Here is a 13,184-nt window from a genome sequence, read left to right on the forward strand (position 1 = left end):
TCCTGCACTCTAGATGGGATTGCCGTCCTGGTCTCGGTAAATTTCGCGGCGACCGACGTGGTTGGCGGGGCCGACGAGGCCTTCGCTCTCCATGCGCTCGATCCACTTCGCCGCCGTGTTGTAGCCGACGCCCATCTGGCGCTGGAGCCAGCTTCCGGAGGCCTTCTGGTTCTCGATGACGATCTGGCAGGCCTGACGGTACTTGCGCTCTTCGGGATTGTCCGAGGCAGTGAATTCGTCCTCGAAATTGAAGCCGCCGTCTTCGGGCTCCTCGGTGACAGCGTCGACGTAATCGGGCTTGCCCTGTTCGCGCCAATGGTCGGCCACGCGTTCGACCTCGTCGTCGCCGACGAAGGGCCCGTGGACGCGGACGACGGCGCCGGTGTTGGGCTTGTAGAGCATGTCGCCCTTGCCGAGCAGCTGCTCAGCGCCCTGTTCGCCGAGGATGGTGCGGCTGTCGATGCGGCTCGTCACCTTGAAGCTGATACGCGTCGGCAAATTGGCCTTGATGACGCCGGTGATGACGTCGACCGAAGGGCGCTGCGTCGCCATGATGAGGTGGATGCCGGCGGCGCGGCTCTTTTGCGAGAGGCGCTGGATAAGGACTTCGATTTCCTTGCCCACGGTGACCATGAGGTCGGCCAGCTCGTCGACGATGAGGACGATGAGCGGCAGCGGTTCGTAATCGAGCTGCTCTTCCTCGTAGAGTTCCTCGCCCGTTTCGGGGTCGAAGCCGGTCTGCACGCGGCGGCCCAGCGGCTTCCCCTTTTCGGCGGCCTTGCGGACCTTTTCGTTGAAGCCCGCGATATTGCGCGAGTTGACGCTGCTCATCATCCGGTAGCGCTTTTCCATCTCCTCGACCGCCCATTTCAGCGCGCGGACCGACTTGGCCGGCTCGGTGACAACCGGGCTGAGGAGATGCGGGATGTCGTCATAGGTCTTCAGTTCGAGGACCTTGGGGTCGATCAGGATGAGGCGGCATTCCTCCGGCGTGAAGCGATAGAGCAGCGACAGCAGGATGGCGTTGAGGCCGACCGACTTACCCGAGCCGGTCGTACCCGCGACCAGCAGGTGCGGCATGGCGGCAAGGTCGGCGATGATGGGCTCACCCGCGATGTCCTTGCCGAGGATCATCGGCAGGCTGCCCTTGTGATCGACGAAGGCGCTGGAGGTCGCGAGTTCCTTGTAGCTGACCATCTGGCGGTCGGCGTTGGGCAGTTCGATGCCGATGACGGTCTTGCCGGGAATGGGCGAGACGCGCGCGCTGATGGCGCTCATGTTGCGCGCGATGTCTTCGGCGAGGCCGACGACGCGGCTGGCCTTGATGCCGGGAGCGGGCTCGAGCTCGTACATGGTCACCACCGGACCAGCGCGCACGGCGGTGATTTCGCCCTTCACGTTAAAATCGTCGAGTACGTTTTCGAGCAGGCGCGCGTTGCGTTCGAGCGCAATCTTGTCGAGCTTGGCGGCCTTGTGCTCGGGCTGGTCGGCGAGGAGGTCGGTGCTCGGCAGCTGGTAATTGGCGAACATGTCGCGCTGCTTGGGCTTGGCCGCCTTTGACGGCGCGGGCGCGGCAACCGGGTCGGCGATTTCGGGCGCACGGCGAGCGGGACGCGCGGGCGCATCGTCCTCGTCTTCAATATCGTCCTCGATGACCTGCTTCTTCGCGCGCTTCTGCTTTTTCGGCGCGAGCGGCAGGTCGATGTCCGACAGCTGCGGGCGGCGCTTGAGCATTTCGGGCAGGGTAAAGAACTGCGCCCAGTCGATGGCGAAGACCTTGGTGACCAGCGCGAGCCCCCCGCCCAAAGCGACGAGGCCGAGCGCGGCGATAATCCAGCCGGAGAAAGCTCCGCCGAATCGTGTCGCAACCGCTTCGATGCCGCCTGCCCCCAAGAGACCGGCCAAGCCGCCTGCGCCCGACGGGAAGGGGCCAGCGTTCTCCGCGAAGAGCAGTGAAATCACCGTACCGAGCAGCACCATGGCGAGCATCAGCAGCGCCAGCGGGCTCCACCACTTGCCGGGCGTTTCCTCTTCGTCCGGGTCCTCGACGCCGGTCCACAGACGCCGCGCGGCAATCCAGAGTAACGGCAGGAGCAACAATGCGGGAAGGCCGAACAGGAAATAGGCGCGCTCGGCAGCCCATGCGCCGCTGAGGCCCATCCAGTTGCCGATGGACGTTCCGGAAGCGGCGGTGGAGGGGCTGGGGTCGGTCTGGGTGTAGCTCACCAGCGCGAGCGCAAGGAACAGCAGCAGAGCGAAAAGCACGCCAGCGCCCGCCATATGCGTGGCGCGCCGCAGCGAACGGCGGAATGCCGCCCGCCAGTCGGGTTTGGCGCCTGCGCGCGTGGCCATTCTCATGTTTCCCTTCTGCCGTCTTGGGCCGCAGTATGAATCCTCGGCGAGTCCGAGGTCAAGCGCTCTTCGTCGAGACGAGTCCGTCGATTGCCCCCCAGCGCGGCCAGTCGAGCTCTCGGGCGCGCTCATGATTCATCCCGCCGAGCGCGATGACGGGGAGCGGCGATTGCTGCGCGAGGACGTGGAAACCGTGCACGCCCAGATGCGCCGCGCCCGGATGCGAGGCAGTCGGGAAGACCGGCGAGAGAAAGATGCCATCCGCGCCGTTGCCCACCGCTCGAGCGATTTCATCGCCGTTATGCGCCGTCGCCAGCCACATACCGTCGGAATGCCGCTGCGCCCCGTACGTGCCGTCCTCTCCCCACCCGTTTGCGCGTGAGAGGAGCACGGTATGCGCACGGCTGCGCGCGATGGATGAAAGATCTTGGTATCGCTCGCGGCGCTCGTCGGCGTCGAGGTGGTAGTGACGGAAAACGAAGCCCGACCCGCGCGGAAGAGCTGCGATTGCATCCTCCAGCCCCGCATCATTGCGCGCGTCGGAGAGCAGCCACAGCAGGGGAAGGCCCTTCGACAAGGCTCAGGACAGGGTCTGGCGCGTATTCATGAAACCGCTATAGCGCACCGCGATGGAAAAGGCAGACACTCCGCTCGCTTCGGTCCGCAACAATATCGCGCAGGTGTGCAAGCGCGCGCGCCGCGACCCGGGCGAGGTGACGCTCGTCGCGGTGAGCAAGAAACATCCGGCCTCGGCTATCGAGCCCTTGCTTCTCGAAGGTCACCGCCATTTCGGCGAGAACCGCGTGCAGGAAGCGCAGGAGAAATGGCCCGCGCTGCGCGAGGCGCATCCGGGCGTGCAGTTGCACCTCGTCGGCCAGCTCCAGTCGAACAAGGCGGAGGATGCCGCCGCGCTGTTCGATGTCATCCACTCGCTCGACCGGCCGAGCCTGGTGAAGGCGCTGGCGAAAGCCTTCGACAAGACCGGCCGACAGGTGCCCTGCTTCGTGCAGGTCGACGTGGGCGACGAGCCGCAAAAGGGTGGCTGCCCGGTAAGCGAACTGCCCGCGCTGCTGACGCAGGCGCGCGATGCCGATATCCCGCTCGCGGGCCTGATGTGCCTGCCGCCCGCCGATATCGAGCCTGCCCCCTTCTTCGCCTTTCTCGACAAGCTGGCGCGAGACCACGGCCTCGAAGGCCGCAGCATGGGCATGAGCGGCGATTTCGAGACCGCCATCATGCTCGGCGCAACGCATATCCGCGTCGGTACGGCCCTTTTCGGTGAACGTCAGGGCTGAGCGTCCTAATGTGACAACGCCCACCCGCGCTCAAGCAGCAAAGCGGTAGCGCAGATATGAGCGCGCTCAAGCAGCGTAGCGATAGCGCAAAAAGAAAGGGCGCCCGAGAGCGCCCCTTCTCGTTTCTCATGTCAGTCCGGCTCAGAACTCGGCGCGAACCGTGACACCATAGGTGCGCGGCTCGGCGAGGAAGGCCGAATAGGTCTGCTGCGAAGCAATGAAGGGGGTGTTGAAGGCCACCTGCGTATAGTCCTGGTCGAAGGCGTTCTGCACCCATCCCTCGATCGCGAAACGATCCGCGATGTTGGTGAGGCCGATACGGCCGTTCACCACGACATAGGAGTCCTGTTCCTTGCCGTAGAGCAGGTCCGAACCGGTGTTGTAATCGCCGGTCATGCGGGCGTTCACGAAGAACAGACCCTTCATGCCCGAGCCGCCGATGTCGGGCGTCCAGGTGAAGGAGCTGGTGCCTACCCACTGTGGTGCGTTCGACAGGTTGTCGCCCGGCAACAGACGCAGCGCCGGGTCGAGCGGAGCGCCCTCCTCGCTGCCGACCAGATTATCGGCATAGCGGGTGTCGGCATGGGTGATGCCCACGGTCATGTTGACGTTGCGAACGGGAGACAGGGACGCCTCGAATTCGAAACCCTGCGAGACCACGCCCGGCGTAATGTCGTCCGCATCGCAGGACCCGGTCGTCGGGCTCGTATCCCGGTCGTCGCCATCGAGGTCGCTGCCGCAGCCGTTGATGTTCTGCACGAGGAAGACCGAGCCGTTGAAGGTGTTCAGCTGGAAGTTGCTGAACTCCTGCCGGAAGGCAGTGAGGCCGAGGCTCCACTGGCGATCCGAATACTTGATGCCGACCTCGTAAGCATCGACCGTTTCCTCGTCGAACTGCAGTGTCACCGGGTCGATATTGGCGACATTGAAGGTGACCGGGTTTCCGAGCGCCGAACGGTCGAGGTTGAAGCCGCCCGCCTTGTAGCCGCGCGAATAGGATCCGTAGACCATGACATCGTCGACCGGCTTCCAGCTGAGGATGGCGGTGCCGGTGAACTTGTCTTCATCGCGCGTGTCGGCAAGCGAGACGCCATCAAGTTCGGCCGTCGAGTTACCCTGGCAAGACAATGCGATGAGGGCACCGCCAAGGGGAGCCAGCGGCGTGGCCAGCAAGCCGCCCGTCAGAGCTCTTTGTTGGGCGCACACCTCGTTGTCGTTGCTGAAGGTGGCATCGAAATCCTTGGTTTCGCTGGTGTAGCGAAGGCCCAGGGTCAAATCGAGCCGGTCGGTGAGGTGGATGATGTTATGCGTGAAGACGGCGAAATTCTCGCTCGTCTGATTGTAGACATCCCCCGTACCCCCGACATCATTGACCTGTGCCAGCGTATCGAGACCAGCAAAGATCAGCGGGGTAGCAGGCCCAAAGGCGCCTGCACCACCGTTCGCGGCAAGCAGGATGGCGCGGCCGGTGTCGTTGATACAGCCGGTTGCGCTCGGATCGATTAGACGAACGTCGACTGCCTGGATGACGCGGCATGGAGCGAACGCGCCATAATCCGAGCCGAAGCGCAGGTTATCGCGCACCTGCAGGTCTTCATTCGCATAATAAGCGCCAACCAGCCAGTCGAGCCGGTCGTCGAAAGCTTCGCCGTTCAGGCGGAACTCTTGCGTGAAGGTCCCGAACTCGCGCGCACCTGCATCGGGGCCCGGGGCACGGTAGAGGATATCGATCTGCGTATAATCCGTATCCGAGGCCTGATTGTTGGAATATTCGCGGTAAGCGGTAATCGAGGTCAGGTTGGCGCCCCCGAGGTTCCAGTTGAGCTCGCCGGAGATGCCGTAATCTTCGGTTTCGCCATCGTAGGAACGCCCCGGGGTCACATAGATATCACGGTCGAAGGTCGACTGTGTCAGGGCGCGAGGGTCCTGGCCGAGAGCGAGCAAGACTCCGATGATGGGGTTATCGGTGCTCGTCAGCGCTGGCGACCCCGGCTCCGGACGATTAAATCCGTTGAGGCCCGGCGAAATGCGCGCATAGGGCGCGAAGTCGGGCTGCACGAAGGTCGCCGCGCAACAAGCTTCGTCTTTCTTCGAATAGTCGCCGACGAGGCGGAAGCTGATGTCCTCATTGGGCTCGAACAGCGCCTGGGCGCGTACGAGATAGCGGTCGCGGTTGTTGACGTCGGTATCGTTGATGACATCGTTGTAAAAACCGTCGCGCTGGAACCAGACGCCGTCGATGCGCGCTGCCACGGTCTCACCGAGCGGAGCGTTGACGCCGCCCTCGACGCGGATCGCATCGTAATTGCCATAGGTGAAATCGGCATAGCCGCCGAAGTTGAACTCGGGCTCTGCCGTGTAGATCGAAATCATGCCGGCCGTGGAGTTACGTCCGCCCAGCGTACCCTGCGGACCGCGCAGGATTTCGATGCGGTCGAGCGGGCCGAGTTCGGAAAGCGCGTTACCCGAACGCGAGCGGTAGACGCCATCGACGAAGACCGCGACCGAGCTTTCGAGGCCGGGGTTGTCACCCACGGTACCGATGCCGCGGATACGGGCCGAACCATTGGCTTCGTTGCCCGTCGAGGAGACGAGCAGCGACGGAGCGACCTGGTTCAGTTCGCGAATGTCGCTGGTGCCGGAATTTTCGAGCGTTTCGGACGAGACAGCCGAGATGGCGACCGGCACGTCGGCGAGGTTCTGGGCACGGCCCTGCGCGGTCACGACGATGACCGGCGCGCCGTCGTCGACATCGGCATTGTCGACCATGTCGCCTTCATCGGCGGTGGACTGTGCCAGAGCCGCCTGCGGCAGCATGGTGAAACCTGCGCCAAGCAAGGCAAGCGCGCGCAACGAAAGCGTAGTGGTTCGCATGAGTAACCCTCTCTCCTGGTGTTCTCTCATGCGAATCGATGCAGGATTTGCGACAATCGCGCAACAATCTTCCTGCAAACGTATGCTAGGCGTCTTCCAACCGTGCCTGTAGTGCATCACCTGCTGCTTCGACCAGCCGGGCCTCGAGGCGGTTCTGGCGCTCGCCTTCGGCAAGCTTCCCGCCCGTAAGATCCGTAACGTAAAACGTATCCACGGCGCGCTCGCCATAATTGGTGATGTGGGCGGAATGGACCACGAGGCGCTGCTCGAAGAGGACACGCGCCAGCCTGTTCAAAAGTGCAGGCCTGTCGCGGGCATTGACCTCGATTACGGTGAATCGGTTCGATGCCTTGTTGTCGAACAGCACTCTCGGATTGACGTCGAAGGCCTTGGAGCGGCTGTGCGCAAGCGGGCGCTGCGCCAGCTTGGGCGTCAGGTCGATGCGATTGGCAAGCGCGTCGGCAATGCTCTTCTTCAAGCGCTCGAGCTGCTGTTCCTCGCGAAACGGCGCGCCATGCGGGTCCTGCACGAGGAAATTGTCGAGCGCCCAGCCGGTGCGCGAAGTATGGATGCGCGCATCGATGATATTGCCGCCGGCCAGATGGATACCGCCCGCGATGCGGTAGAACAGGCCCGGATGGTCGGCTGCGATGACGGTAACCAGCGTTGCCCCGCGCGCCTCGTAATATTCGCAATGGACCGAGAGATCGTGGCTCAATTCCCGCGCCGCGGCGTAATGCGCGAGATTGAGCGCGATGATATCGGTGGGCTCGGCAATCCAGTAGGCATCGCCGAAGCTCGCGCCGTGCTGCTCGACCAGCGCGGCTTTGTCGCCGAGCAGTTCGGCGACCTGAGCCCGCTTGGCGGCCACCTTTTCCTTGCGCCCGTGGCGCATGTGACCAAGCCGCAAGCGTTCCGAGGACACATCGTAGAGCTCGCCCAGCAACTGGCCTTTCCAGCTGTTCCACGTCCCCGGTCCAACCGCGCGGATGTCGACGGCGGTCAGGATGGCGAGATGGCGCAGGCGCTCGATGCTCTGCACCTGCCCGACATAGTCCTCGATGGTCTTGGGGTCGGTGAGATCGCGTTTTTGCGCAGTGTGGCTCATCAGCAGGTGGTTGAGCACGAGCCAGGCCACCAGCTCGGTCTCGCCCTCAGACAGCCCGAAGCGCGGGCACAATTCATGCGCCACTTCCGCGCCGAGCACCGAATGGTCGCCGCCGCGCCCCTTGGCGATGTCGTGCAGCAGCGCGGCGACATAGGCCACGCGCCGCGAATTCACCTTGTGGATGAGGCGGGTGGCGCGCGGGTGGTCGTCCTTGAGCTCACCCTTCTCGATTCTATTGAGAAGGCCGATGGCGCGGATGGTGTGCTCGTCCACCGTATAGTGGTGGTACATGTCGAACTGCATCTGCGCGTTGACCTTGCCGAAATCGGGCACGAAGCGACCGAACACGCCCGCCTCGTTCATCCAGCGCAGCACCATTTCGGGGTCGTTTCGGCCGCACAGCAGGTCAAGGAACAGCGCATTGGCGCGGGCATCCTCGCGCACCTCGTTGTCGATGAGCTTCGCATCGCGCCCCGCCTGCCGCATCGTCTCGGGGTGGATTTCCAGCCCCTCGCTCTCGGCAATCTGGAAGATTTCGACGAGCCGCACCGGGTCCTTGGCAAACCAGTCGTCGGACGGGGCAGCGATCCGCCCGCCGAACACGCGGTAACCCTTCACATCGCGCGCCTTGGGCCGCCAGCCGGCAAAGAAGCCCTTGCGCGCAGAATTCTTGGCCAGATCGTCCTCGATATGCGCGAGGAAGACGCCCGTAAGGCTGCCGACCCGTTTCGCCTGCAGGAAATAGAACTGCATGAACCGCTCGACCGCCCGCCTGCCAGGTCGGTCGGCGAAATTCATCTTCTCGGCCACCTGCCGCTGGAGGTCGAAGGTCAATCGGTCCTCGGCGCGCCCGGTGATGATGTGCATGTGGCAGCGCACGGCGAGGAGGAACCGCTCGGCGCGGCGGAAGCTGCGGTATTCGGCCTGCGTCATCAGCCCCGCGCCGACCAGTTCGGCCGCATTGGTCACGCGGTGGATGAACTTGCCGATCCAGTAGAGCGTCTGGAGGTCGCGCAAGCCCCCCTTGCCGTCCTTAACATTGGGCTCGACCACATAGCGGCTGTCGCCCATGCGCTTGTGCCGGTTGTTCCGTTCTTCGAGCTTCTGGGTGAGGAAGGCGCGTTCGTTCCCCTTCACCACTTCGAGCGTATAGCGCCGCTCTCCCTCTTCATAGAGATCGCGGTCGCCCCAGACATAGCGCCCTTCGAGCAGGGCGGTGCGGATGGTGAGGTCGTCCTTCGCCAGCCGGATGGCCTCGTCGAGCGTGCGGGTCGAATGGCCGACCTTCAGCCCCAAATCCCACAGTATGTAGAGCATCGCCTCGACCACCTGCTCGCACCAGGCGTTGCGGCGCTCGCCGACGAGGAAGGCGATGTCGACGTCCGAATGCGGCGCCATCTCGCTGCGCCCGTATCCGCCCACCGCCATGATGGCGAGCCGTTCGCCCTTGCTGCGATTGGGGCTCGGATAGGTGTGCGCGGTCACATACTCATGAATAACCCGCACGAGCTGGTCGATGAGGAAGGAATAGCCTCCAGCCACGGCATGACCCGCAGAGGGCCGCGCCTCCAGCCGCCGTTCCATTTCCGCGCGCCCGCTTTCGAGCGAGGCCTTCAGCAGCGCGACGACCGGTGCACGCGATTTCCCGCCATGCTCCCCGACCAGCACTTCCACCCGGGACGCGATGTCGCGCCGGTCGAAGATCGCGCGCTGGTCGGGGATCGCAGGCGTGCTCAAGCGGCGGTTATGCTTTCGGCATAGGTGGCCTTGACCGTGCGCTTGTCGACCTTCTGCGTGCCGAGGCGCGGCAAATGGTCGCTCGAGCGCCAGAGATGCGCGGGCACCTTGAAGGCCGCGATATGCTCGCGCAAGAAGTCCTGCAGTTCCTCGGGCGAGACGTCCTTGCCCTCATGCGTGAAATAGACCGCTGCGGGGATTTCGCCCAGCCGCTCGTCTGCCACGCCGAAGACGCTGCATTCGGCAACCGCGGGATGCGCGTAAATCGCCTCTTCCACTTCGATGCAGGAGATGTTCTCGCCGCCGCGGATGATGATGTCCTTCTTGCGGTCGACGATGAAGAGATAGTCGTCTTCGTCGAGGTAGCCGAGGTCCCCGGTGCGGAAATAGGCATCGTCCGTATAGGCAGCGGCAGTCGCTTCCTCGTTCTTCCAGTAGCCGAGGAAATTGGCGACCGAGCGGATGCAGACCTCGCCTACTTCGCCCTGCGCCAGCTTGTTGCCGTCATCGTCGAGGATGGCCATATCGACCAGCGGTTTGGACGGCATGCCGGTCGAACCGGGCTTGTTGATGTAGTTCTCGTTGAGATTGCCGCAGCCCACTGCGTTGGTTTCGGTCAGGCCGTAGCCCAGCAGCGGGAAGCCGTTCGGGAAGGCCTCCTTGATCTTCGTCACATGCTCGGGCGGACGCGGCGCGCCGCCGGCAGCGAAACTCTTGCACTCCGACAGGTCGAACTGGTCGCGCTCGGGATGCGTCGCCATTTCGTAGCTCATCAGGGGCACGCCGACGAAATAGGTGATCTTTTCCTCGGCCAGCAGGCGCAGCGCCTCGCGCGCATCCCACTTGGGCATGAGTACCAGCTTGCGGCCCAGCGCGAAGCTTTGCAGGAAAAGCGGCACTTCGCCGGTGACGTGGAACAGCGGCACGGCGACCAGAGCGCTCGGCTGGACGGTCGGCGCTTCGCCGCGTTCTGTCAGGATCTGCAAAATCATCGCAGTCTGCGCGACGTAGTTCATCGTGCCCGAAACGACCCCGAGGTGGTCCGAGTAGGCACCCTTGGGATTGCCGGTCGAACCCGAGGTGTAGAGGATGGTCGCGAGGTCTTCGGGACCGATCTGGCCCAGCATCTTCATCGCCGTATCGCCCGGCTCCCAGATGTCGGCGAGGCCTTCGGACGGCGTGCCATGGTCGAAGATGACGACCTTGGACTTGATGTCGTGCCCCTCGAACCGCTTGGCGCGCTGCGGGTCGGCCAGCACCAGCGAACAGTCGCACAGGTCGATGCCGTAGGCCATTTCCTCGCCGGTCCACCAGCCGTTGAGCAGCGTCGCGCAGCCGCCCGCCATCAGCGTGCCCATATAGGCAAGGATCCAGTTGATCGAGTTGCGGGCAGCGATGCCGACACGGTCGCCTTTCTTGAGGCCATGCTTCGTCACGAGGCCATGCGCGACGCAGGTCGCGGCCGCATAGACTTCACCAAAGGTCATCCGCAGATCGCCATCGACGAGGAAGACCGTGTCCTTCTTCGTCTCTTCATTGCAGAAATGGGCGAAGTAATGCGCAAGGCTGGGCGGCGCATTCTTGAAAGCGGGCATTTCGACACCGCGGCGAGTCGTGGGGGTGGTCTCGAACATCTGTCCGGGAGACGTGACAGCGGCAGTGAAGCGTTGGATGTCCTTGTCGAGTTGTGTCGGCATGGCTGTGGTCTGGTCCTCTCCAAAAGTGGTGCGCGAGGCATCGAAGGCACGCTTCCGGCGAAATGCCGGTAAACATGCAAGACAGCCTTTCCCCAAAAAGCCTGCTATGCCAAAAGCCGCCCCGAAACGGGTCCGCGCAAAGCGGCCTTCGCACATGTCTCTAAGGGGATAAGACCTTGCTGTCACTACTGGCTGCGACCGCGGCTGCATCCGAACCGATCCAGTGGGCGGAACTGGGGCTGCGGCCCTATCTGGTCGAGATCGGCAGCTTCCAGCTACGCTATTATTCGCTCGCCTATCTCTTCGGAATCCTGTTCGCCTATTGGCACCTGTCGAAGATGATCAAGTCGCCCGGCGCTCCGCTGGCGCAGCGGCACGCGGACGACCTCTTCTTCTACTGCACCCTGGGCGTCATCCTCGGCGGACGGCTCGGCTATGCGGCCTTCTACCAGCCCGAACTGTTCGGCGGCGTGCAGCTGTTCCAGCTGTGGAACGGCGGGATGAGCTTCCATGGCGGGGTCATCGGCGTGCTCGTGGCGATTACATGGGTGGCATGGCGCGGCGGTCTCAACTGGCTGCGTGTGTGCGATTACATCGCGGTCAACGTACCGATCGGCTACATGCTCGGGCGTATCGCCAACTTCATCAATGGCGAGCTTTACGGGCGTCCGGTCGAGGGCGACCTGCCGTGGGCCATGGTCTTCCCGACCGGCGGCGATGTCGCGCGTCACCCGAGCCAGCTTTACCAGGCCGGCCTCGAGGGGCTGCTGCTCGGCGTGCTGCTCATCGCGCTCTTCTGGAAGACGCGGGCGCGCTATCGTGCGGGCCTCCTTGTCGGCCTGTTCACCGTGGGCATGGGCCTCGGCCGGTTCATCAACGAGTTCTTCCGCGAACCCGATGCGCATCTTGCGCACCGCGTGGTCGAGACCGGGCTTAGCCAAGGCCAGTGGCTGTCCGTCCCGATGATCCTCATCGGCCTTGCTGTCATTGCCTATTCGCTGGTGAAGCCCCCGGTGGGCGGCGCGAAGAAGAGCGCGCCCAAGCCGCAGACGGCATGAGCGGCGGCGGGTCGGCCAGCGACCTTGCCGCGACTTTCCGGCGCCTGATAGAACGGCACGGGCCGATGCCCGTGTCGCGCTATATGGGCGAGAGCAACGCGCGCTATTACACCAGCCGCGACCCGCTGGGTGCTGGCGGCGACTTCACCACCGCGCCCGAAATCAGCCAGATGTTCGGCGAGATGGTGGGGCTGTGGCTGGCCGATTTGTGGAGCCGCTCGAGCCGGCCCGATGCCGCCTATGTGGAGCTTGGCCCCGGTCGCGGAACGCTGGCGAGCGATGCCCTGCGCGCGATGGGAAGCCAGGGCCTGCGCCCGCCGGTGCACCTTGTCGAAGGCTCGGAGAAGCTGCGCGAGGTCCAGTCGGGCGCGCTGGCCGAAGCGCGCTTCCATGATAGCATCGACACCCTGCCCGAGGACCGCCCGCTCTACATCGTCGCCAACGAGTTCCTCGACGCGCTGCCCATCCGCCAGCTGGTGATGACCGAAAAGGGCTGGCGCGAACGCATGGTCGCGCTGGAGGGCGAGGACTTCGTGTTCGCCGCCGGCCCCAACCCGATGGACGACGCAGTTCCCAAGGAACGCCGCGCCCAGCCGGTCGGCACGGTCATCGAGACCTGTCCCGCAGCCGCCGCGATCATCGAGGCCATCGCCCGCCGCATCGACATGCAAGGCGGCGCAGCGCTGTTCATCGACTATGGCTATCGCGCTCCGCAGACAGGCGAGACGCTGCAGGCGGTGAAGCGCCACGAGAAGGTCGGCGTGTTCGACGCGCCGGGCGAGATGGACCTCACCGCGCTAGTCGATTTCGCGACCTTGGCCGATATCGCCAAGCGCGAAGGGCTGGCGGTCGAAACCGCGGCGCAAGGGCAGTGGCTGTCGGCCATGGGCATCGGTCTTCGCGCGCAAGCGCTCACCCAGCGGAGCCCTGACCAAGCCAAGGCCATTGCCGAAGCGCATGACCGGCTCGTGAGCGCAGAGGCCATGGGCGAACTGTTCAAGGTCATGGCTATTACGCCTCGGGAAGCTCCGCGCGGTGCCGGCTTCGGCTGAGGTTCATCGGA

General features: G+C 64.2%; 8 protein-coding genes. 3 read left to right on the forward strand and 5 right to left on the reverse strand.

The features are described 5' to 3' along the window. Window positions 1-9: 9 nt before the first annotated feature. A complete protein-coding gene (locus K3152_RS09565) occupies window positions 10-2,352 on the reverse strand; it encodes a DNA translocase FtsK (protein ID WP_221573899.1) in 2,343 nt (780 codons plus the stop codon). Between the two features lie 58 nt (window positions 2,353-2,410). Next, complete coding sequence (locus tag K3152_RS09570) at window positions 2,411-2,929, reverse strand: thiamine phosphate synthase (protein ID WP_221573900.1); 519 nt, start codon at window positions 2,927-2,929, stop codon at window positions 2,411-2,413. Window positions 2,930-2,981: 52 nt separating this feature from the next. Between K3152_RS09570 and K3152_RS09575 the strand changes: the two genes are divergently transcribed. Then, window positions 2,982-3,647, forward strand: a complete 666-nt coding sequence (locus K3152_RS09575) for a YggS family pyridoxal phosphate-dependent enzyme (RefSeq protein WP_221573901.1) — start codon at window positions 2,982-2,984, stop codon at window positions 3,645-3,647. Window positions 3,648-3,788: 141 nt separating this feature from the next. Here the strand turns inward: K3152_RS09575 and K3152_RS09580 are convergent, their stop codons facing one another. From K3152_RS09580 to K3152_RS09590, 3 genes are all read right to left on the reverse strand, one after another. After that, window positions 3,789-6,521, reverse strand: coding sequence for a TonB-dependent receptor (locus K3152_RS09580; protein WP_221573902.1), 2,733 nt, complete (start codon window positions 6,519-6,521; stop codon window positions 3,789-3,791). Window positions 6,522-6,606: 85 nt separating this feature from the next. Further along, a complete protein-coding gene (locus K3152_RS09585; RefSeq protein WP_221573903.1) occupies window positions 6,607-9,366 on the reverse strand; it encodes a [protein-PII] uridylyltransferase in 2,760 nt (919 codons plus the stop codon). Then, entirely contained in the window at window positions 9,363-11,063 is a 1,701-nt protein-coding gene (locus tag K3152_RS09590; protein ID WP_221573904.1) for a class I adenylate-forming enzyme family protein, read from the reverse strand. The genes K3152_RS09585 and K3152_RS09590 overlap by 4 nt, the downstream gene beginning before the upstream one ends. Window positions 11,064-11,239: 176 nt before the next feature. On the opposite strand from K3152_RS09590, the gene lgt reads away from it, so the two are divergent. Together lgt and K3152_RS09600 are read left to right on the forward strand one after the other, a co-directional pair. Next, window positions 11,240-12,121: a prolipoprotein diacylglyceryl transferase gene (gene lgt / locus K3152_RS09595; protein WP_221573905.1), complete on the forward strand. Its 882-nt coding sequence runs from the start codon at window positions 11,240-11,242 to the stop codon at window positions 12,119-12,121. Further along, entirely contained in the window at window positions 12,118-13,173 is a 1,056-nt protein-coding gene (locus tag K3152_RS09600; protein WP_221573906.1) for a class I SAM-dependent methyltransferase, read from the forward strand. The genes lgt and K3152_RS09600 overlap by 4 nt, the downstream gene beginning before the upstream one ends. The last annotated feature ends 11 nt before the right edge of the window (window positions 13,174-13,184 follow it).

This window comes from Qipengyuania polymorpha, from assembly GCF_019711435.1.
In the GTDB taxonomy this organism is placed as follows: domain Bacteria; phylum Pseudomonadota; class Alphaproteobacteria; order Sphingomonadales; family Sphingomonadaceae; genus Qipengyuania; species Qipengyuania polymorpha.

Excerpts from the sequence above, each read along its gene's own strand:
- K3152_RS09580 (WP_221573902.1), bottom strand. The coding sequence starts at position 6,521 with ATGCGAACCACTACGCTTTCGTTGCGCGCGCTTGCCTTGCTTGGCGCA.
- K3152_RS09575 (WP_221573901.1), top strand. The coding sequence starts at position 2,982 with ATGGAAAAGGCAGACACTCCGCTCGCTTCGGTCCGCAACAATATCGCG.
- K3152_RS09600 (WP_221573906.1), top strand. The coding sequence starts at position 12,118 with ATGAGCGGCGGCGGGTCGGCCAGCGACCTTGCCGCGACTTTCCGGCGC.
- K3152_RS09565 (WP_221573899.1), bottom strand. The coding sequence starts at position 2,352 with ATGGCCACGCGCGCAGGCGCCAAACCCGACTGGCGGGCGGCATTCCGC.
- K3152_RS09590 (WP_221573904.1), bottom strand. The coding sequence starts at position 11,063 with ATGCCGACACAACTCGACAAGGACATCCAACGCTTCACTGCCGCTGTC.